At 64.5% G+C, this 19,527-nt stretch carries 18 protein-coding genes, 1 tRNA gene, 1 rRNA gene and 1 pseudogene; 9 read left to right on the top strand and 12 right to left on the bottom strand.

From position 1 onward, the window contains the following. Positions 1-165 precede the first annotated feature (165 nt). Positions 166-282, top strand: a 5S ribosomal RNA gene (gene rrf / locus BLQ10_RS19710). A gap of 160 nt (positions 283-442) precedes the next feature. Here rrf and BLQ10_RS19705 read toward each other — a convergent pair. Beyond that, positions 443-1,219, bottom strand: a complete 777-nt coding sequence (locus tag BLQ10_RS19705) for a Shedu immune nuclease family protein (RefSeq protein ID WP_091564693.1) — start codon at positions 1,217-1,219, stop codon at positions 443-445. 405 nt (positions 1,220-1,624) lie between these two features. Here BLQ10_RS19705 and BLQ10_RS19700 point away from each other — a divergent pair, with 405 nt between their 5' ends. Beyond that, positions 1,625-2,116 carry an SRPBCC domain-containing protein gene (locus BLQ10_RS19700; protein WP_091564692.1) on the top strand — a complete coding sequence of 164 codons (492 nt, stop codon included), beginning with the start codon at positions 1,625-1,627 and terminating at the stop codon, positions 2,114-2,116. 169 nt (positions 2,117-2,285) lie between these two features. Here the strand turns inward: BLQ10_RS19700 and BLQ10_RS19695 are convergent, their stop codons facing one another. After that, complete coding sequence (locus tag BLQ10_RS19695) at positions 2,286-3,317, bottom strand: LacI family DNA-binding transcriptional regulator (RefSeq protein ID WP_091564691.1); 1,032 nt, start codon at positions 3,315-3,317, stop codon at positions 2,286-2,288. Between the two features lie 2 nt (positions 3,318-3,319). Continuing rightward, positions 3,320-5,098, bottom strand: coding sequence for a glycoside hydrolase family 13 protein (locus tag BLQ10_RS19690; protein WP_091564704.1), 1,779 nt, complete (start codon positions 5,096-5,098; stop codon positions 3,320-3,322). Positions 5,099-5,281: 183 nt separating this feature from the next. Here BLQ10_RS19690 and BLQ10_RS19685 point away from each other — a divergent pair, with 183 nt between their 5' ends. After that, entirely contained in the window at positions 5,282-6,652 is a 1,371-nt protein-coding gene (locus BLQ10_RS19685; RefSeq protein WP_091564690.1) for an FAD-binding oxidoreductase, read from the top strand. Between the two features lie 47 nt (positions 6,653-6,699). Here BLQ10_RS19685 and BLQ10_RS19680 read toward each other — a convergent pair whose 3' ends face one another. The 4 genes from BLQ10_RS19680 to BLQ10_RS19665 all read right to left on the bottom strand — a co-directional run bounded on the left by BLQ10_RS19680 (position 6,700) and on the right by BLQ10_RS19665 (position 11,962). Beyond that, on the bottom strand, positions 6,700-8,118 hold the full coding sequence (locus tag BLQ10_RS19680; protein ID WP_091564689.1) for a DUF4032 domain-containing protein: 1,419 nt from the start codon (positions 8,116-8,118) through the stop codon (positions 6,700-6,702). A gap of 119 nt (positions 8,119-8,237) precedes the next feature. Continuing rightward, entirely contained in the window at positions 8,238-9,320 is a 1,083-nt protein-coding gene (locus BLQ10_RS19675) for an ABC transporter ATP-binding protein (protein WP_091564703.1), read from the bottom strand. Between the two features lie 280 nt (positions 9,321-9,600). Then, positions 9,601-10,440 (bottom strand): trehalose-phosphatase, encoded by an 840-nt coding sequence (gene otsB / locus BLQ10_RS19670; protein WP_091564688.1) that lies wholly within the window; start codon positions 10,438-10,440, stop codon positions 9,601-9,603. After that, entirely contained in the window at positions 10,430-11,962 is a 1,533-nt protein-coding gene (locus BLQ10_RS19665; RefSeq protein WP_091564687.1) for an alpha,alpha-trehalose-phosphate synthase (UDP-forming), read from the bottom strand. The genes otsB and BLQ10_RS19665 overlap by 11 nt, the downstream gene beginning before the upstream one ends. Positions 11,963-12,143: 181 nt before the next feature. Between BLQ10_RS19665 and BLQ10_RS19660 the strand changes: the two genes are divergently transcribed. Next, positions 12,144-13,034, top strand: coding sequence for a DsbA family protein (locus tag BLQ10_RS19660; protein WP_091564686.1), 891 nt, complete (start codon positions 12,144-12,146; stop codon positions 13,032-13,034). Between the two features lie 191 nt (positions 13,035-13,225). After that, positions 13,226-13,299 (top strand) — tRNA-Thr (locus BLQ10_RS19655). Between the two features lie 74 nt (positions 13,300-13,373). Here BLQ10_RS19655 and BLQ10_RS19650 read toward each other — a convergent pair. Next, positions 13,374-13,568: a hypothetical protein gene (locus BLQ10_RS19650; protein WP_091564685.1), complete on the bottom strand. Its 195-nt coding sequence runs from the start codon at positions 13,566-13,568 to the stop codon at positions 13,374-13,376. 391 nt (positions 13,569-13,959) lie between these two features. Beyond that, entirely contained in the window at positions 13,960-14,262 is a 303-nt protein-coding gene (locus BLQ10_RS19645) for a helix-turn-helix domain-containing protein (RefSeq protein ID WP_091564684.1), read from the bottom strand. A 43-nt stretch (positions 14,263-14,305) separates the two neighbouring features. Here BLQ10_RS19645 and map point away from each other — a divergent pair, with 43 nt between their 5' ends. Beyond that, positions 14,306-15,088 (top strand): type I methionyl aminopeptidase, encoded by a 783-nt coding sequence (map, locus tag BLQ10_RS19640; protein ID WP_091564683.1) that lies wholly within the window; start codon positions 14,306-14,308, stop codon positions 15,086-15,088. A gap of 271 nt (positions 15,089-15,359) precedes the next feature. On the opposite strand, the gene BLQ10_RS19635 is transcribed toward map, so the two are convergent. Beyond that, entirely contained in the window at positions 15,360-15,575 is a 216-nt protein-coding gene (locus tag BLQ10_RS19635; RefSeq protein ID WP_254785683.1) for a hypothetical protein, read from the bottom strand. 637 nt (positions 15,576-16,212) lie between these two features. Between BLQ10_RS19635 and BLQ10_RS19630 the strand changes: the two are divergent. Further along, a pseudogene (locus tag BLQ10_RS19630) lies at positions 16,213-16,725 on the top strand (AAA family ATPase); the annotation flags it as partial. 384 nt (positions 16,726-17,109) lie between these two features. Continuing rightward, positions 17,110-18,012, top strand: coding sequence for an amidohydrolase family protein (locus BLQ10_RS19620; RefSeq protein WP_254785682.1), 903 nt, complete (start codon positions 17,110-17,112; stop codon positions 18,010-18,012). 110 nt (positions 18,013-18,122) lie between these two features. Here the strand turns inward: BLQ10_RS19620 and BLQ10_RS19615 are convergent, their stop codons facing one another. Together BLQ10_RS19615 and BLQ10_RS22495 are read right to left on the bottom strand one after the other, a co-directional pair. Then, positions 18,123-18,404 (bottom strand): hypothetical protein, encoded by a 282-nt coding sequence (locus BLQ10_RS19615; RefSeq protein ID WP_091564681.1) that lies wholly within the window; start codon positions 18,402-18,404, stop codon positions 18,123-18,125. Positions 18,405-18,422: 18 nt separating this feature from the next. Beyond that, positions 18,423-18,560: a hypothetical protein gene (locus BLQ10_RS22495; RefSeq protein WP_175558702.1), complete on the bottom strand. Its 138-nt coding sequence runs from the start codon at positions 18,558-18,560 to the stop codon at positions 18,423-18,425. 317 nt (positions 18,561-18,877) lie between these two features. Between BLQ10_RS22495 and BLQ10_RS19610 the strand changes: the two genes are divergently transcribed. Further along, the gene (locus BLQ10_RS19610; RefSeq protein ID WP_091564680.1) at positions 18,878-19,471 is read left to right on the top strand and encodes a DUF1345 domain-containing protein; all 594 of its coding nucleotides are present in this window, start codon (positions 18,878-18,880) and stop codon (positions 19,469-19,471) included. Positions 19,472-19,527 lie beyond the last annotated feature (56 nt).

Below are 19,527 nucleotides of genomic sequence, written 5' to 3'. Positions count from 1 at the left end.
GGTACAAAGAAACAAGACTGCTTGCGTCCACTATGTGGTTCCCAGACAACAAACCCGTTGCTTGAGGAACACACCACAACAACATAACAACACCACACATGTTGTAACCACCATAGTTTTCCCACCCCCACGCCCTCAGGGCGCCGGCGGGTGCGGACACAGGGTTACGGCGGTCATAGCGTGGGGGAAACGCCCGGTCCCATCCCGAACCCGGAAGCTAAGACCCACAGCGCCGATGGTACTGCACCCGGGAGGGTGTGGGAGAGTAGGTCACCGCCGGACAACCATTCAGGTCGAGGACCCCCAACCACGTTGGGGGTCCTCCCGCATTTAACGACGAACACCCCGCCAGGACCGCCGGACGGCCCTGACCTCATGCGCGTTCCTGCCGGGATGCTCCCTCATCCTCATTACCAGTGCCGCCCTGACGGCGACATGGCACTCATCCGGGATTCACACTCCCCACGAACCACGAATAGCCGCTTTCCTTGAGCATTGTCTGCAGCGCGAGGAGCCGATCCAGCACCTCATCGAACGTGATGACCTCGATTCCATGGAGCCCGTTGCGATAACGCACAAAGGAATCCTTCCGGAGTTGGTCCATGGAACCGAGTGTTCCTGCTATTACGGCTCCCGTAACGACCTTTGTATCGAGCGGGCCGGCCCCGGGAGTGCGGCGGACGATTTGATCAAAGTCGGTGCGGGCGGATTCCATCTGTGCTTGGAGCTGTGCAATGGCCCCGGACAGCTCTTTGTCGGGAGGGTAGACCTCCGCGCTGGATGCGCCGCGGTACTTATTTTTGGCGACAAGCGCCGCCGATGGCGTCTTGATCTCAACAAGGACCATGCTGCGGGTCAAGGTATTGAACAACACAAAGTCAGCGATTTGGCCGCCGGCACCCTTCATGTCCGGTGATCGTACATGCACCTGCTCCCCATAGAAGGCCACGGGCGCAGCGAAAATCTGCTTCAAGGCGAATGTGTTGGCTTTGAAGAATTGCTGCCAGGCGTCCTCATTCTTGGCGCCATTTCCCGTCAGGCTCTTACTGAAATTCTCGATGAGGACATCCAGCGTCACCAGCTTTAGGTCCTCGCGTACCTTGCCAAAGGCTTGAGGTTGTTGCGTTGCTATCTCATTTGGCTCTGCCTGCATCCGCACCACGAGCGCAGACCGCTCACTAGCATCGAGAGGAGCGTCGTCCGTTATGGCACGGGTCATGGCCGGGATCTGGCCACGCTTGCCGACCGGGGACCTGGCTGAAAGAGTCGATCACCCACTGACGAACCGCATCTCCGCTTGAACCGCCGCCGCCACCGCCTATGCCGGGACCCCACCCCGCCCTTCCGTCGCGCTCTCGCGTCTCCGCCGAACATCCGCCCGAATTGGGCATGTTGTTCTTCACTGCTATCCCCCCGATCAGTCAGCTGTCCCCAATGGTGGGATGCTACTAGCGCGAGCGTTACTACCGCGTTACGGGAGCCTGGGCATAAAGCAGAAAGCAGAAAGCACTGAAACGGGCTCTTCGTTGTTGGGGGGGAATTGATTTCCGTGTCGTAGTGACCGAGGCTTGGCAGATCCTGTCCCAGCAAACGGGAGCCGCCCGCGCAGGTAGAGTTGTTGCCCATGGACAACCTCTTCAGCCATGCTCCGGCGGGCGCACCGGAACCTGATCCGGCGGACGAGCTTGAGCCCGTCGTCGTCAGCGTTGTGGTCCCTGGGGCCGTCGCCCGGGCCTTTGTGGGATTCACCGAACATACGCATCTCTGGTGGCCGCTTGAGGACCACAGCGTCTATGGTGTCGGCTCCTACGTGGAGTTCGAGGAGAACCTGATTATGGAGACCGCTGAAGATGGCCGGACCGCCGTGTGGGGATCCATTGACGACTGGCAGCCCCCACTGTCTTTCCACGCCAGCTGGCACCCTGGTACCACTGCCATGTGGTCCACTGAGCTCCGGGTGGCCTTTAGGGCGGTAGCCGAGGGAACAGAGCTCCGTCTGGTTCACAGCGGCTGGGAAGGGGCCGAGGACCCCACAGCGACCCGGGCCGACTACGCCGCCGGCTGGCCCGGCGTCCTGGACCGGTTTGTTCGGTTCATGGGCGGCCCCGGCGCCTGAGCTTGCTTGGCCTGTTGGCTGCATCGAGGCGTTGCTTCCCAGTTGCTTGGAGGACCGGGGCGCGGAACCTGCGGGGCCTCCCCGGCTTTCCGGGCCGTTCTGGGCAGACGGCCAGGCAATGGAGCGAGGAACTGGGCAGGAACGCCGCCACGGAGAAAATAGCCGGCAACTAGCGGATCGGTCCTTGGTCCACGGGCGGAACAGCGGTGCTGGACCGGATGACAAAGCGCGTGGAGTATTCGGTGTGCGCGGCCGCCGTGTCTCCTGCGCCATCGAGCCTGGCCAACAAACGCCGCACGGCCAGCGCGCCCTGGCCCCTCGCGTCCTGATCGAACGTGGTCAGCCCGAAGACCTCACCAAGCTCATGGCCGTCGATGCCGATGACGGAGAGGTCCTGCGGCACGCGCAGGCCGAAATCCCGGGCAGCGAGGATCGTGCCAATGGCCATCTCGTCGGAGGCGGCAAAGACGGCCGTGGGACGCTCCGGTGAGTTGCCGAGCAGCTTACGGGCGTTGGCATAGGCGCCCTGGATCGTGAAATCGGCTGAGACCTGCCACTCCGGCCGGACCGCCAGCCCGGCGTCGTGCATGGCCTTCTTGAAGCCCGCCTGGCGCGTCCCGGGAAGGCGGAAGTCCTGCTCATAGGCGGCATCACCGGTCATGTGGGCGATTTTGCTGTGACCAAGCTGGATCAGGTGGCGGGCGGCGGCCGCCGCGATGCCGGAGTCATCGATGCGGATGGTCGAGGCCCCAGGCAGCGGGCCGCCGATCCCCACGATCGGACGGTGGATGGCCAGCAGCTGGTCGATCTCGGCCGCGGAGAGCTCCAGGGACACGGCGATCACGGCATCCACGCGTTTGCGCAGGAGGAAGTCGTTCAGCACGCTGTGGCGGCGCTCCCGGCCCTCGCTGACGTTGTACAGCGTGAGGTCGTAGCCGGCATCCAGCAGGGTGGCCGAGACACCTTCGACCACCGAGGAAAAAAACCACCGGTGGATCGAAGGGACAACAAGGCCGACGTTGTGGTTCCGCCCGGAGGCCAGGCTGGAGGCCTGGTACGACACGACGAAACCGAGCTCGGCGGCGGCGGTCCGGGCACGCTCCCTGCTGCGCGGGGAGACATTGCCCTTGCCGCTCAAGGCACGCGAAACGGTAGCGATGGAGAGGCCGGCCCGTTCCGCGACGTCCTTGATGCCGGGCATGCCTAGCCCTCCGTGTCCTCGATGTAGATTTCCAGCCAAACAGTTTCACCTGAGCTTAACGGATCGCCGGCGCTGTCCATGTCCCCGGCGCCGTAGCCTGCCTCAGGGGGCGTTGAACTGCGCAGCAGCACGCGCCCGGCGGGCAGTTGCAGGGGCTCGGACCCCACATTCAGCAGCACCAGCGTGGAGCCGTTGAGGAAGGCAAGGCTCGTGTCCGTGCAAAGGTCCTCGTACCAGGACAGTGAGCCGCGGCCAAGGTCCAGCCGGCGGCGCAGCTCCAGCATGCGCTTGTACAGGCTCAGGTGCGACGACGCCGAAGCGGCCTGCACATCCCGTGCCAGCCGCGCGAAACTTTCCGGCTGCGGCAGCCAGGGGTCCTGCCCATGGCCGAATCCGGCGTTGGGTCCCCCGGCCCGCCAGGGCAGCGGGACGCGGCAGCCGTCGCGGCCCAGCCGCGCGCCGCCGGTGCGGGCGAAAGTGGGGTCCTGGCGCTGGGTGCCCGGGATGTCGATCCCGTCCGGGAGGCCGAGTTCTTCACCCTGGTAGAGGTAAGCCCCGCCTGGCAGCCCCAGCATGAACATGGATGCCGCTGCCGCCCGGGATCGTCCGAGGTCCTCGTCCGGCTGCGGATCCAAGATGCCGATTCCGTCACCGTCGCGCGGCGCCTGGCCGTTGTACCCGAAACGGGTGGCGTGGCGGACGACGTCGTGGTTGGAAAGCACCCAGGTGCTGGGAGCGGCGACGGCGTCCAGCGACGTCAGTGCCTCGGTGATGACGTGGCGCATGCGGTGCACGTCCAGGCCCGCGTGGAGGTAAGGGAAGTTGAAGGCTTGGTGCATTTCGTCCGGGCGGACCCAGTCGGCGAGCCGGGGGAGCGGGTCAACGTTTGCCTCGGCACAGAGAATCCGGTCGGGGCCATACTCGGCGAGAATCCGCCGCCACTGGCGGTAGATGTCATGGAGGGCAGGCTGGCCAAACATCGGAGCGTCGCGTCCGGGGAAGCCGTCGGAGCTGCTGCCGTCGGCGCGGCCGCCCCACTCAGGCAGGCCGGGGGCCTTCACGAGGGCGTGCGCCACGTCAACCCGGAAACCGGAGACGCCGCGGTCCAGCCAAAAGCGCAGGACCCGCTCGAATTCGTCATGGACGGCGCGGTTGTCCCAGTTGAAATCGGGCTGGGAGGAGTCGAAGAGGTGCAGGTACCACTGGCCCGGGGCGCCGTCCGGTTCGGTGATCCGGGTCCATGCGGAACCGCCAAAGTGGGACTGCCAGTTGTTCGGCGGTTCCTCACCGAATGCTCCACGGCCGTCGCGGAAGATGAACATGTCCCGCTCCGGGCTGCCGGCGGGCGCGGTCAGGGCGGCCTGGAAGGCCGGGTGCTGGTCCGAGCAGTGGTTGGGCACGAGGTCCACGATCATCCGCAGCCCCAGCCGGGTGGCCTCGGCCATCATGGCGGCGAAATCGTCCAGCGTGCCGAACAGGGGGTCGACATCGCAGTAGTCACTGACGTCGTAGCCGGCGTCACGCTGCGGAGAGCGGTAGAACGGGGACAGCCAGACGGCGTCGATGTCCAGTTCGGCAAGGCGCGGCAGTTCGGCGGTAATCCCGGCGAGATCGCCGATGCCGTCGCCGTTCAGGTCCCGGAACGAACGCGGGTAGACCTGGTAAATCACGGCAGTACGCCACCATCCGGGAATGTGGTCTGCGGCGTGCACCGGCGTCAGCGGACCGGTCAGGGGGCCGGCCAGCTCGGCGGGGGAGAAAAGAACTGAATCAACGGACATGATGGCCATCGTAAGGCTCCGAGACAAAAATGTGAAAACGCTTCCAGTCATTTTTCTAGAGGGACTTTCGACCGTTGAATGGACGAGCCCCACGGTAGTTGGAAGCGCTTACAACCATGAGCCGCATTACCGCCGACACACACCCTTAGACTGGGATTCGAATTCGAGCGAACTGGAGATCGCATGCGCAGCATCATCGATGAGCTGACCTCTTCCCTTGGCGCGGCGAAAATTGCCGCGGACGCCGCCACACGGGCCGCCTATGCCGTGGACCAGGCTCCCGTGCTGGATTTTCAGCTCCCGCTGGCCGTGGTCCGGGCCGAATCGGTGGCCGATGTGCAGGCAACGGTGCGTGCCTGCGCCGCCCGCGGCGTCGCGCTCGTGGCGCGGGGGGCCGGCACCGGAGTCTCCGGGGGCGCCCACGCGAGCGAGGGCTGCGTGGTGCTCACGCTCGAGGGGATGAACCGCATCCTGGACCTCAACCCGGATGACGAGACCGCCGTCGTGGAGCCCGGCGTCATCAACGCTGACCTCAACGCGGCCGCGGCCGTGCACGGGCTGATGTTCGCCCCGGATCCTGCAAGCTTCAAGATGTCGACCGTCGGCGGCAATGTGGCCACTAATGCGGGCGGCCTGCGCTGCGCGAAGTACGGGGTGACCCGGGAATCGGTCCTGGCCCTCGACGTCGTGCTCGCGGACGGTTCCCTCATCCACACCGGTCACCAGACCTTCAAGGGCGTCGCCGGCTACGACCTCACCGGGCTGTTCGTCGGCTCGGAGGGAACCCTGGGGATCGTGGTCGGTGTCACCGTGCGGCTGAAGTACCTGCCGCGAGAAGTGCACACCATCGCCGCCTTCTACCCGGATTTCCGCAGCGCCGCGGCCGGCGTCCTCGCGGTCGGCCAGGCCCGCGTGCAGCCGGCCATCATGGAACTGCTCGACGGCGGCTCGCTCGCCCAGCTCGACGACGTCCACGGCTCGGACCTGGCCGCGCGCGGGGCGTCCCTGCTGCTGATCCAGACCGACGGCTTCGGCGCGGCAGCGGAGGCCGCGGCCATCCGACCGGTCCTGGCGGCCGGGGGAGCGGTGGTGACCATGGAGGCCAACGCTGAGGCAGAGCAGCTGGTCGAGCTGCGCCGCAACAGCCGCGGCACCGAGGTGGACGACGAATACCGGGTGGGCGAGGACGTGGCCGTGCCGCGTTCGCGGCTGGTGGATTACGTGGCCGAGCTCGAGGCAATGGCGGCGGAGCACCGGGTCCAGCTAAAGGTCGTGGCCCATGCCGGCGACGGAAACCTGCACCCCACGTTCTGGATCGACCGGGTGGACAATGCCGTGGACCCCGATGCCATGGAGCGCCTCGGCGCCGCCCTGGACAGGTCCATTGCCGTGGCACTGGCCATGGGTGGCACCATCACGGGTGAACACGGGATCGGCCAGTACAAGCTGCGTTGGCTGGGCCTGGAGCAGAAGGAACCGGTGCGTGAACTGCAGCGCCGGATCAAGGAGCTGTTCGACCCGGCCGGGATCCTGAACCCCGGCAAGGCGATTTAGCTGAAGCGATTTAGACCAGGCGTGCCACAACGCGCCCGGCGCGAAGCTCAGTCGTCGGAGTCGGGGTATTCGTCGATCGATTCGTCGCCGCCGTAGCGTGATTCCTCAGTCTCCACCTCGAGGATCTTGAGCAACCCAGTGTCCGGGTTGAGCATGATGGCAGCCTCATCCCGGCGGTGGCGGAGCTCGTTGTCAATGTACGACTGGACGGCCTCGGCCAGGGGGATGTGCCGGTTCTCTTTCTCGGACATGTACCAGCGGTGCTCCAGGACCTCGTGTACCGCCTCGGCCGGTTCGAGCTTGCCGGAGAGATCGCGGGGGATGGCCCGCACAATCGGTTCGAAGATCTGGCTGACCCAAAGGTGCGCGCTGTATTCCTCGTCCATGCCCGGGTTGTTGTCCGCCCGGAAGGAGTCCATATCGTTCAGGAGCCGGCGGGCCTGGTTTTCCTGGGCGTCCAGGCCGGTCAGGCGCAGCAGCCGGCGCTGGTGATGCCCGGCGTCGACGACCTTGGGCTGGAGCTGGATGGTGGAGCCGTTCTGCGTGGTCTTGATCGCGTATTCCTCGACGTCGAAACCCAGCTCGTTGAGCCGCCGGATGCGGGCGGCCACGCGCCAGCGTTCCCCAATCTCAAACGACTCCTTCGCCGTCAGCTCGGTCCACAGCCGCCGGTAGCTGTCCATGATCAGCTCGCTGGTGGCTACCGGGTCCACCTTCTCCTCGATCAGGCCGCCGTCGAGCAGGTCCATGAGTTCCCCGGCGATGTTGACGCGGGCGATTTCGAGGTCGTACTCGCGCTGGCCGGTGGACAAATCCGGATACAACTCACCGGTCTCGGCATCTACGAGGTAGGCGGCGAAGGCGCCGGCGTCGCGGCGGAACAAGGTGTTGGAGAGCGAGACGTCGCCCCAGTAGAAGCCGATCAGGTGCAGCCGGACCAGCAGCAGCGCCTGGGCGTCGATGAGCCGGGTCAGGGTGTCCTTGCGCAGCATCTGGGAGAAGAGCGCGCGGTAGGGCATGGAGAACTTCAGGTGCCGGGTGACCAGCACGGGGTTCAGTGGCCGGCCGTCAGGGGTGGTGCGTCCGGTGATGACGGCCACCGGCTCCACGCCGGGAACGTCCAGCCGGGCCAGCTTGCGCAGCATGTGGTACTCGTGGCGGGCCACGTGCTCCGAGGTTTCCTTGATGGCGATGACGGAACCGCCGAGGTGGGCGAAGCGCACGATGTGCCGCGAGATGCCGCGGGGGAGCGCTGCCAAATACTCTGCCGGCCAGTCCTCGAGGGCAATGTGCCAGGGCAGGTCCAGGAGCTCGGGCTCGGTGGCGGCGGCCGTGATGCTCAGCGAACTGGACGCCATCGAGGCCTTTTCGTCATTGGCGCTGGCGGCTTCGTACCGGGGTAATTTTCCGATCTGACCGTAGTCAGTGGGCTCGTCGTGCCACTGGGCACTGTATTCCTCGGTCATGGGGTTTCCTCGGTCATGAGTCAATTCTTCCGTATTTTGCAGGTCCCGCCTAAAGCGGAGCAGTTAAAGCCCGACGGCGGCCCTCCACTGGGGAGGACCGCCGTCGGTTGCACCGTGGGTTAGTCGCCGAGGCGCAGGCCGGTCTTGGTGTCGAACAGGTGCACGTGGCCCGACTGCGGGCGGACCCAGATGGACTCACCCTTCATCGGGGGGCGGCGGCCGTCAACGCGGGCCACGATGTCGTGGCTCTGGCCGTCCAGCGTGGTGTGGCCGTAGACGTAGGCGTCGGCGCCGAGTTCTTCGACGACGTCGACCTCAACCTGGAGACCTTCGCCCTGGGCAACAGTCTCAAGGTCTTCCGGGCGGGAACCGAGGGTCACGGTCTGGCCGTGGGCCTCTTCGAGGACGTCGCGCGGAACCGGGTAAACGGTTCCGCCGAACTGCACGCCGCCGTCGACAACCGGGAGTTCGAGCAAGTTCATGGCGGGGGAGCCGATGAAGCCGGCCACGAAGACGTTCTTCGGCCGGTCGTAGAGGTTGCGCGGGGTGTCGACCTGCATCAGCAGGCCGTCCTTCAGCACCGCGACGCGGTCGCCCATGGTCATGGCCTCGACCTGGTCGTGGGTCACGTAGACCGTGGTGACGCCAAGGCGGCGGGTCAGGGACGCGATCTGGGTGCGGGTCTGCACGCGCAGCTTGGCATCAAGGTTGGACAGCGGCTCGTCCATGAGGAAGACCTGCGGGTTACGCACGATTGCGCGGCCCATGGCCACACGCTGGCGCTGGCCGCCGGAGAGTGCTTTCGGCTTGCGGTCGAGGTACGGCTCGAGGTCGAGGAGCTTGGCAGCTTCACGGACGCGCTCGGCGCGCTCTTCCTTGCTGACGCCGGCGATCTTCAGCGCGAAGCCCATGTTGTCCGCCACGGTCATGTGCGGGTACAGGGCGTAGTTCTGGAACACCATGGCGATGTCGCGGTCCTTCGGCGGAACGTCGGTGACGTCACGATCGCCAATGAGGATGCGGCCGGAGTTGACATCCTCAAGACCTGCAAGCATGCGCAGGGAGGTCGACTTTCCGCAGCCGGAGGGTCCAACGAGGACCAGGAATTCGCCATCGGCGATGTCGATGTTGAGCTTGTCGACAGCGGGCTTTTCGGTGCCCGGGTACAGACGTGTTGCGTTATCAAAAGTAACTGTAGCCACAGTTATCAATCCCTTCACCGGCAGGTACGTGCCGGACGATCCGTAGTGAATGGTCATTTTATGCAGTTGTTAATTCAATTTTGGGTTTCTCATGCGCATACTCCTCGGCCGAAGCCGAGGAGTATCCAATGACGCCGCACGGTAGTTGTGCGCCACATCACAAACAGAGTATGTCAGATTTGTGGCAATTGGGCCAGAATGTTACGGATGTCACAGGTGATGCTGCCCACTCGGGCGCCGCGGCGGCTGCTTTTCCCGGCGTTTCTCGGTGCCCGACCTCTTAGTTCCCGACTGCGCGTGTCCGCTCCCTCAGGAGGGCTTCGAGCAGTTCGCAGATGTGGACCGGCGCCTCCACCCGGAACTCGGCCTGGGTGAAATCGAGCCCCACTTTTACGCCGAGATCGCCCGGGACGAGGCTGGCCAGGGCGTCCTCGTCGGTGGTGTCGTCTCCGGCGAAGACCACGGCTGTGGCTCCGGCCGCCTGCCGCAGGAAGGCAATGCCCTCTCCCTTGGAAGCGTTGACCACGGACGTTTCCAGGACCCGGTGTCCGGTCTTCAAGAACACGCCGCTACGGTCCTGCAGGACTGCCCGCGCCGCGGCGACAGCGTCCTCAGCGACATCGGCGGCCGCGAGCCGCGTGTGCAGGACGACGCCGGCCGGCTTGTCCTCCAGAAGGGTCCCGGGTGCCTGCTCCGCGATCTCCTCAAGCTCCTTGCGGACGTCGGCCAACAGTTCCCGCTGGGCGTCGTCGAGCAGCAGCTGCGAGGAGCCCGGCCCCATCCAGACCTCGGCGCCGTGGCTGCCGATCAGCAGCGTGTTCTCCGGCGGGAAGGCGACGGCGCGCAGGCTGTCCAGCGCGCGGCCGGAGATGAGGGCCGTCGTCGTCCGTGGAAGTTCCGCCAGTCCCGCGAAGGCGGCCGCCGAGCGCGGGAGCGCACGGGAGTCGGCCGCGTGGTCCACGAGCGGCGCCATGGTCCCGTCGAAGTCCATCGCCACGAGCAGGTGCTCGGTGCCGGCGACACGACGCACCGCAGCCAGCAGTTCAGGGCGGAGTGAGAGCGGGGCCGTGCCTGAATCGTTGGCGCCTGAATTGTTGGTGCCGGTGGCGTCAGGAGTCATCGCGTACAACCTTTTCGGCGAGGGCTTTCAGGAAGTCGGAAGACCAGAGGTCGACGTCGTGGTCCAGGATCTGCTTGCGCATGGCCCGCATGCGGCGGGATGCCTCGGCCGGCTGCATATTGACGGCCTTCATGATGGTGTCCTTGAGGCCGTCGATGTCGTGCGGGTTCATCAGCATGGCCTGCTTGAGCTGGTCGGCGGCGCCGGCAAACTCACTCAGTACCAACGCGCCGTCGTTATTCGTCCGGGCCGTGACGTATTCCTTGGCCACGAGGTTCATGCCGTCGCGCAAGGCTGTGACCAGCATGACGTCCGCGGCCAGATATAGGGACACCATCTCCTCGATGGGGTAGCTGTGGTGCAGGTAACGGACGGCCGTGTTCTGCATGGTGTCGTAGGTGCCATTGATGTGGCCCACGGTGCCCTCGACCTCCTCACGGAGCAGGCGGTACTGTTCCACGCGTTCCCGGCTGGGGCTTGCCACCTGGATCAGGGACGCATCCTCCACCGTCACCTTGCCGTCCTGGAGCAGTTCCTCGTAGGCCTTGAGCCGGTGCCGGATGCCCTTTGTGTAGTCGAGCCGGTCGACGCCGAGCAGGATGGTCTTGGGGTTGCCGAGGTCCCGGCGGATCTGCTGCGCCCGCTCAACGACGTCCGGCCTCTGCGCCAGCTCGGTGATCTGCTTGACGTCGATGGAAATGGGGAACGCCTGGGCCCGGGCGATGTGGGTGGTGTCGCCGTCGTTGCCCTTCACATGGACCTGCTGCTGCTTGACGCTGGCGCCCAGGAAGCGGCGGGCCGAGCGCATGAAGTTCCCGGCGTCGCTGCTGCGCTGGAAGCCCACGAGGTCCGCGCCCAGCAGGCCGTCGATGATCGCTCGGCGCCACGGGAGCTGCGCGAAGATTTCGGGCGGCGGGAACGGGATGTGGTTGAAGAATCCGATCTTCAGGTCCGGCCGAGCCTCCCGGAGCATTTTCGGGACCAGCTGGAGCTGGTAGTCCTGCACCCAGACGGTGGCGCCCTCGGCCGCGTGCTGGACGACGGCGTCCGCGAACCGCCTGTTGACCCTCCGGTAGGAGTCCCACCAGGCACGGTGGAACTCCGGCGGGGCGATGACGTCGTGGTACAGCGGCCACAGGGTGGCGTTCGAGAAGCCCTCGTAGAACAATTCAATGTCGTTCGTGCTCAGCTGGACCGGGATGAGGTCGATGCCGCCGTGGCTGAAGGGCTCGACGGTCTCGTCTGGTGCCCCGTGCCATCCCACCCAGGCGCCGTCGGTCTTGGTCATCATGGGAGCCAGGGCCGTCACGAGTCCGCCGGGGGAGCGGCGCCAGCCGTCCTCGCAGCCGGCCTCATCGGCGGAGCAGCGGTCAACGGGCAGCCGGTTGGACACTACGATGAAGTCGAAATGGCCCGCCGCGTCGGTGCCTTTGGCGTCACTGTTCTTCGCACTGGCAGACGCTGTATGCCCTGCTTTGGTGGTGTGTTTCGCGCTATGGTCGGCGCTTTCCGGTGCTTCCATTGGTGCCCCCTGGGGTCGCTCGTGGCTCTCCATCAACCCTAGCCGCACGGAATCTTCCGGGCTATTCGTCCGTTGGGCAGGCGGAAGGGAAACTTGAAAGCGCAAGTTCTCGGGTTTCTCCCCTAAAATGATGAAGTTGCCACTGAGTGGACCGTCCCTGGCCGTACGACCCGAGGAACCAATGAGCCCCGCAAACGAACCCCGACAGTCTAAGGCAGAGCGCACTGCCGCGGCGCGCGAGAAAGCCCGTGAGATCCGCGAGGCGCAGCTGAAAAAAGAGAAGCGCAATAAGCTGCTGATCGGCTGGGGAATTGTTGCCGCCGTCGTCGCCATCATCGTGATCGTGGCGTTGGTTGTCACTTCCAACATCAAGAACAACGCCCCGGTGGCCGACGAGGGGCCCACCCCGGCCAACGGCAACGTCCACGGCGGCGTCACCCTGCTGGCGAACACTGGGGTTGCCAAGACCGATCCCGCAACCGTGAAGCTGTCCGATCTGCCGTCCGCGCCGGCCACGCCGCCGTCTCCGGTCACGGCACCGGGCGCCGAGGCCGAGGCCGGCAAACCGGTCAAGGTGGTCCTCTATATCGACTTCATCTGCCCCGTCTGCAAGGACTTCGAGGCGAAGTACAACGAGACCCTCACCAAGCTGCGCAATGACGGCAAGATCACGGTGGAATACCGCCCGCTCGGATTCCTGGACAGCCGGTCCACCACCAACTACTCCTCGCGCGCGGCCAACGCCGCAGCCTGCGTGGTGAATGAATCCCCGGAGAAGTACTCGGACTTCGTCGACCTGCTGTTCGCGAAGCAGCCGGCCGAAGGCAGTGCGGGCCTGTCCGACACCGAGTTGAAGAAGATGGCCACCGACGTCGGGGCCAAGAGCATCGACCAGTGCGTGGATGACAAGACGTACCGCCCGTGGGTTAAGCACACCACCCAGGAGGCCGCGGTGATCGGCGTGACCGGCACGCCCACCGTGTTCGTCGAAGGAAAGCAGTGGGGCACGGGCGACAGCGCCAAGACCCCGTTCGATCAGTACCTGCAGGCCGCGGTCGACGCCAAGAAGTAACCGTCCAACTCCCGGAGGCTGTTGAGGGACGCTGTTCAAGGCCCGGCCCGGTTTACTCCGGGCCGGGCCTTCCTGTTGCTGAGCCGCCTGCGCTCTTGCCACCGTTTTTACCACCGGGCATCCGTGGGCTAACCTTATCTAGCGCCTAGGCGCCGGCCCTTTTGCGGACGGGTACCTGGCGGCACAGGAATGCCTCCTTAGCTCAGTTGGCCAGAGCACCGCTCTTGTAAAGCGGGGGTCGTCGGTTCGAATCCGACAGGGGGCCCTTCGAATGCCCTGACCTGTGGTTTTATTACCACAGGTCGGGGCCCTTTGCACTTTTGGCCGTGGCCTCACCCTTTACTCATCCTTATCAACATTGAGTTCGGGGGCGGACTTAACTCCTACGGGCGGTTCCGCTTCCGGATTGGCTGCATCGAACGCGCTCAGCACCGCCCTCGTGTCGATCGCCTCCTTGTACTCCTCGGCGTAGTGCTTCCGCGTCATCGACACCTTGGAGTGGCCGGCCTGGTATGCGGCCGTTTCCGCTCCCATGGTTCGAGCAATGAGGGTCGGCGAAACCGCAATGCGGCCACCAGTGGGGCCAGCTCATATCGATGTCTGCGATGACCGCCCAATCGGCTGCGGGGGTGGCGGGAAGGTGCCAGGTGGAGCTGAGGTCGAAGAGGCGCGGGGTCATATGGCTATCTTGGCACTGACAACCGTGCCTGAAGACCTTCAGGTGATTTCCGCCCATGACACCTAAACAATGATCGAATTCCAAACGGCCCTTTTGTTAAGCTGCCAATCCGTAACGGGGTGCCCCGATGTTTTTCAACTTGGTGCGGAGCGGCGGTGCTAGTTGCACTAACCGGGCATTGGGTGAGCGCCCGCGCCCGTGCTTTCTCTCTGCTCGAAGCCTCCGGCGCAACTACGGGATTGAGACTTACGACGCTAACCGCTCACTTGGCTTGTGATCGGAACTGGTCAGTTCAACGCCGCGTTCGGGCTGATTGATCTCGGCCCACACCACATCGAGGGAGAGCCCCAGGACATCGGCGATCGCGGCGATGGTCGGGAAGGCGGGGGTCGCTACGCGGCCCGTCTCGATCTTCCGGAGGGTCTCCGGTGAGACGCGCGCATCCAGCGCGATGTCGAGCATAGAGCGCTCGCCCCGGGCGCGACGCAACAGGGCGCCGAGGCGCTGTCCGCGCTCAACCTCTTCGAATGTGAGCGGCAATCTGACCATAGCTCCGATTATACCGGGATAATATGGCCGGTATAGTTATTGGATGATTGAGATCCTGAACCCCGCCGAACTGGCCCGAGCAAAAGAGACTGGCGCCCTGGTCGCTGACATCCTGCAGACACTGAAGAGCCGCAGTACTGTCGGCACGAACCTCCTGGACATCGACCGGTGGGCCCAGACCATGATCGTGGAGGCTGGAGCCCTGTCCTGTTACGTGGACTACGAGCCATCCTTCGGGCGCGGGCCGTTCGGACATTACATCTGCACGGCCGTTAATGACGCCGTGCTCCACGGACTGCCATACGACTACACGCTTGCCGACGGGGACCTGCTGACACTCGACCTCGCTGTCGCCAACGGAGGAGTCGCGGCGGACTCTGCCATCAGCTTCCTCGTGGGCGACTCAAAGCCCCCGGAAAGCGTGGCGATGATCAGCGCGACCGAGCGCGCATTGAGCGCAGGGATAGCAGCTGCCGGACCCGGAGCCCGCATCGGCGACATCTCCCATGCCATCGGCTCCGTCCTCAGGGAGGCGGGGTACCCGATCAACACGGAGTTCGGGGGTCATGGCATCGGATCGACCATGCACCAAGACCCGCACGTTCCAAACACCGGACGGCCCGGACGAGGATACAAACTGCGACCCGGGCTGCTGCTCGCGCTGGAGCCATGGGTCATGGCCGACACTGCTGAACTCATCACCGACGCCGACGGGTGGACGCTCCGAAGTGCGACAGGGAGCAGGACAGCACACAGCGAGCACACGATCGCCATCACCCACGACGGAGCCGAAATCCTCACCCTGCGGGAGCCCGAAAAGATCTGAGCGTACATCTGGTTTCCCGTTGGCAGTCGCGATGCCCGAGTGGTCTACGTTGACGTCATGACTTCCAGGCGCAGGTCTCTTAGTGCGTTCCTAGCGAGGGCAACTGATAGTGCGCGGAAGTGTCCGCTGCTACTTCGAGCGGCACGCCCTCTGCTGACCTGTGCACAGGTTTGCCCTAGATCCCGGTAGGCGGGAAACGGCGCGCCTCGGGTGCGCGGACGGTTGCGCTGGCCGTTCCAAGCGTTCAGAAGTCAGCCCAGTCGGCGGTGTTTTACCATTCCTGATGTTCGCGGGTCAGCCCGAACGGGACTGCATCGCTGAGATCGACTGTGAAGGAGGCATGGTCGTGTTGGGTGACCAGGATTCCCTGTCGCCCTTCGTGCATTGCTTGAGACAAGGCGGCCTCGACGGCGGCGTCGAGTTGGCGTTCCATGCTGGAACGGTCGGTTGCGGTGACCGTGATGGGAAGGTCGATAGTTGTTTGCATGTGGGACTGACTTTCTCGTGTCGACTGTTTGGTGGGGTTCAAAGGAATCCCTGGCGGGCAACTGACCGTACGTGCAGCTGGTTCGATTGAATTCAAGTGTCGAAGGGTTCGTTCCGCTTCAGCACATGGCGCGGCAGGCGCCAGCTGTGTAACTCATCCAGGCCCCGGGCGTCCCACCGCGGCAGGTAAGGAGTCGGAGCGCAAAAGCCCCCAGCAGCCAGGTCCAGCGGCGCGGCATTCCGCCAGGATCATCAGGGTTGCAGCAGCTGGAACCGGAACCGGCATGGAAACGACGTCCGGGTGGGGACAACGTTTTCCTAAGTACGGGGCACCGCCGGCTTGGGCAGACGGCGGGGGTGCTGCCGTCTATTGAATGCCATTCATTTATGTTGAGGCGCGGAAGCGGAAACGTCAAATGCGCCTCGTGGAGCAAGCGACAGGAGGGCCGTCCACGTGTGTGGGCGTGCCATTCATGAACTGGTCCGAGGCGTCCTCTACTGACGGCCAGGACTCACTATTGCCGGGCACTCCTGTCGCCGCTTCTTGGCGCCGATAAAGGACGTTTTGTCGTTAGCGCCGGAGCCCTGCGGGCCGTCGGCTTTACTCGGTTCGGTGGCTTAGAAACGGCCAAGTGGGCCGCAACACGGTGATCATCATGACCTCCAACCTCGGCTCGGAGTTCCTGGCCAGCAAGGGCGGCGCGATGGCTTTTGTATCCAAGACCGACGAGGGCCACGGCTTCGGCTCGGAGAAGGCGCTGCGGGATCGGGTGCTGGGCCGGCTGCGGGAGACGATGCGGCCGGAGTTCCTCAACCGCATCGACGAGATCGTCCTGTTCCGCAAGCTGGACCAGGGGCAGCTGCGCCGGATCGTTCGGCTGATGCTGAACCAGACGGAAGCCCGCCTGCAGTCCCAGGGCATCGCTCTCGAGGTCAGCGAAGCGGCTGTCGACTGGATCGCCGAACGCGGCTACGAGCCCTAATACGGAGCCCGGCCGATGCGCCGCGTGATCCAGCGCGAGCTGGACGACCGGATCGCGGATCTGTTCGTGGCGTCGGACCTTCAGTCCGGCGGCCAGGTGGCCGTCTCGGTCGACGGGCAGTCGCTGGTCGTCGAGGCCCGCCATGAGGCGATGCCGCTGGCGGCGTAAGCCGCCTCCGGATCCGCCCGCGGGTGGATCCGGACCTCGGCCGGGTACACAGGACCCCCTGTGTACCCGGCTGTCTGCCGAGCCCGTCCCGGTCCGCTGTGCCACGTCGCCAGCCGTTTCAAGGATGCGCTGTGGCGCGAGATGTTCTACCTCGTCCAGAGCGGCGTGACGATCGTCAAGGACATCGACACGCCATTTCCTATGGCCCCGGCCTGCCCTGAGCGATGGCAGCGGCTCTCTACACATGTACTTGGCAGGGCACTGCATATGCTTAGCAGGGCAATAGGTCTGTCACGCCTGCGCAGGAGGGCTCTTGCCCTGGCGAGCTTCATCGGGTTGACAATGCTCCAGTGCTGACGAGATGTGGAACGTAGGAGATTCGTCTTGGCTATAACACCTGTACCGCGTTCAGACGCGGAGGTCCGCCCGTACCTCGACTCCCTGGGCTTGCCGGGGATTATTGATCTGCATGTGCATTTCATGCCTTTCACGGTGCTGGAGAAGGTGTGGGTGTTCTTTGACCGCGTTGCGGACAGCGGGGCTCCGCCCTGGCCCATCACCTACCGGGACTCGGAAGAGGAGCGGGTGCGAACGCTGCGAGACATGGGAGTGAAGGCATTCACCACGCTGAACTATGCACACCGCCCCGGCATGGCGCAGTGGCTCAACGACTACTCAACAGCATTCGCCTCGACCCATGCTGACGCCATCCACTCTGCCACTTTCTACCCAGAGCCAGGCGTGGAAACCGTCGTCGCGCACAGCTTGAAACAAGGCGCTCGAATCTTCAAGGTACACATTCAGGTGGGAGGATTCTCACCTTTGGACCCTCAGCTTGCACCCGCCTGGGAGCTCATCGAGGACTCCGCTACACCGGTCGTTATCCACTGCGGCAACGGTCCGCACCCCGGAGAGTACACCGGACCCGAACCCATCCGCGAACTCATCAAAAGGTACCCCTCGTTGGTGCTCATCATCGCGCACGCAGGCCTGCCGGAGTACCAGGAGTACGCCGACCTTGCAGCAAACAATCCTCACGTCTACCTCGACACCACAATGGTCGGCACCTCCTATATGGAACAGGTCGCCCCGATTCCGCCCGGATACCAGGACACCCTTGCCGGACTGTCACACAAAGTCGTCTTCGGCACGGATTTCCCTTCGATTCCCTACTCCTACAGCCACCAGATTCAGGTACTCGAAGGCTGGGGACTCGGAAGCCAATGGATGAAAAATGTCCTCTGGCACACCCCGCAGACACTCCTAAGGCTGGACCGGCTGCCCTAGCCACGCCTGTCTTTGCTCCTAACCCTGGGGCACGCCGTGTCCGAGCCCTTGCGCCCGCAAAAATGTCCGTTGGAGGATCGGCTTACCGCCGGCGCGGTAAAGTGACACAATCAGTCGTGTTCGCAGCGTCCGTCCAGGACTTCAATTGTGCCGCTGATGTCCACCTGAACACCTTCTGCATGGCGGAACCTACAGGGCTCCAGAGCCTCCATTTCTGCGGCATCGAGAAGCCCAATAGTGTCGGCTCCGGTGGCCAGGGCAGCGAGGGACTTGGAATGCACTCTGGCGAGGGTGATGGCCACGAGTTCCAGGTAGGGGGTTCCGTTGCGTTGTTCGAGATCGTCAAGGTAGCCACGCATGCGTGCGGGAAACCGCCGGGTGAAGGCCGCCATGAATGGTGGGTTCCGGGTCTAGGTCCCAGCGATAGGCACCTTCTGTGTCTCGGGGGATCCCTGCTCGGGTACGGGGACACGGATTTCCAGGACGCCGTCGAACCGGCGGACGGGTTCGGGAACGTCGACCCCGGCGCGGGGCAGAATGTTACTCATCGGTCTTGACTTCTGTCGTGTCCGGGTCACCCTTCGAGACAGCGAAGCCGGGGAATGAATAACCGCGGCGTCGCTTCCGTCTGCTGTCCGTTCTTGGGGGTGGGGAAACGGCGCCGCGACTTCCCTGCTTCCTGTCACGACGTGGGATCCATGTCCAGCAGCTCCCCGGTTTTTCCAAGCACCGCGGGCTGAAGTGCCCCGATAATGGAGGCATGCGAAGGGTCATCGAGTGCGCCTGAGGGATTCGGAGACGCGCAGGTCGTGAGTAACCATAGTTTCAGCCCCCCGTCAACAGCACCCGGGTTCGGCTGGCGGTCATGGCAGGCGGAGGGCTGGCCGTGGCCGTTGCCGTGGGGCTCTTGGGCTCCTGGGCCTACGCCCCGGCCATCGGGTGGGCGGCCGCGTCGCTGATCTACCTGGTTTGGGTGTGGTCCGTGATAGGGCGCCTCGATGCGTCGGAGACCTCTGCCCACGCACTCCGCGAGGATCCCGGCCGGTTCGCCTCCGATATTCTCGTCCTGGCGGCCACGATGGGCAGCTTCGGCGGCGTCGCACTCATCCTGCTGGATGCCGGTTCCGCCGAAGGGGGAACGAAATCGGTCATCATTGGCGTTGCTCTGGGCAGCGTCGCCCTCTCTTGGCTCCTGGTCCACACCCTTTTCACACTCCGCTATGCCACCCTTTACTACCGGGCAAATGATGGAGTGGACTTCAACAAGAAAAATCCGCCCAGGTACGCGGACTTCGCGTACCTCTCCTTCACCATCGGCATGACATTTCAGGTTTCCGACACCGACCTGACCACCGACGCCATACGGTATGCCGCCCTGCGCCAGGCCCTGCTTTCCTACGTGCTGGGAGCCATCGTGCTGGCCACAGCGATCAATCTCGTCGCGGGCCTCGTCCGCTGAAGGTCCGACTCCCAGTTGCCGGACTGGATTCCTGATATTTAGCAGGGCCGTCAGCG

This window comes from Arthrobacter sp. ok362 (genome assembly GCF_900102785.1).
In the GTDB taxonomy this organism is placed as follows: Bacteria; Actinomycetota; Actinomycetes; order Actinomycetales; family Micrococcaceae; genus Arthrobacter.
This window is presented reverse-complemented; position numbering and strand designations above follow the sequence as displayed.

Bases quoted from the DNA above. Each gene is read 5' to 3' on its own strand.
- BLQ10_RS19705 (WP_091564693.1), bottom strand. From the start codon at position 1,219: ATGACCCGTGCCATAACGGACGACGCTCCTCTCGATGCTAGTGAGCGG.
- BLQ10_RS19700 (WP_091564692.1), top strand. From the start codon at position 1,625: ATGGACAACCTCTTCAGCCATGCTCCGGCGGGCGCACCGGAACCTGAT.
- BLQ10_RS19695 (WP_091564691.1), bottom strand. From the start codon at position 3,317: ATGCCCGGCATCAAGGACGTCGCGGAACGGGCCGGCCTCTCCATCGCT.
- BLQ10_RS19690 (WP_091564704.1), bottom strand. From the start codon at position 5,098: ATGTCCGTTGATTCAGTTCTTTTCTCCCCCGCCGAGCTGGCCGGCCCC.
- BLQ10_RS19685 (WP_091564690.1), top strand. From the start codon at position 5,282: ATGCGCAGCATCATCGATGAGCTGACCTCTTCCCTTGGCGCGGCGAAA.
- BLQ10_RS19680 (WP_091564689.1), bottom strand. From the start codon at position 8,118: ATGACCGAGGAATACAGTGCCCAGTGGCACGACGAGCCCACTGACTAC.
- otsB (WP_091564688.1), bottom strand. From the start codon at position 10,440: ATGACTCCTGACGCCACCGGCACCAACAATTCAGGCGCCAACGATTCA.
- BLQ10_RS19665 (WP_091564687.1), bottom strand. From the start codon at position 11,962: ATGGAAGCACCGGAAAGCGCCGACCATAGCGCGAAACACACCACCAAA.
- BLQ10_RS19660 (WP_091564686.1), top strand. From the start codon at position 12,144: ATGAGCCCCGCAAACGAACCCCGACAGTCTAAGGCAGAGCGCACTGCC.
- BLQ10_RS19650 (WP_091564685.1), bottom strand. From the start codon at position 13,568: ATGGGAGCGGAAACGGCCGCATACCAGGCCGGCCACTCCAAGGTGTCG.
- BLQ10_RS19645 (WP_091564684.1), bottom strand. From the start codon at position 14,262: ATGGTCAGATTGCCGCTCACATTCGAAGAGGTTGAGCGCGGACAGCGC.
- map (WP_091564683.1), top strand. From the start codon at position 14,306: ATGATTGAGATCCTGAACCCCGCCGAACTGGCCCGAGCAAAAGAGACT.
- BLQ10_RS19635 (WP_254785683.1), bottom strand. From the start codon at position 15,575: ATGCAAACAACTATCGACCTTCCCATCACGGTCACCGCAACCGACCGT.
- BLQ10_RS19615 (WP_091564681.1), bottom strand. From the start codon at position 18,404: ATGGCGGCCTTCACCCGGCGGTTTCCCGCACGCATGCGTGGCTACCTT.
- BLQ10_RS22495 (WP_175558702.1), bottom strand. From the start codon at position 18,560: ATGAGTAACATTCTGCCCCGCGCCGGGGTCGACGTTCCCGAACCCGTC.
- BLQ10_RS19610 (WP_091564680.1), top strand. From the start codon at position 18,878: ATGGCAGGCGGAGGGCTGGCCGTGGCCGTTGCCGTGGGGCTCTTGGGC.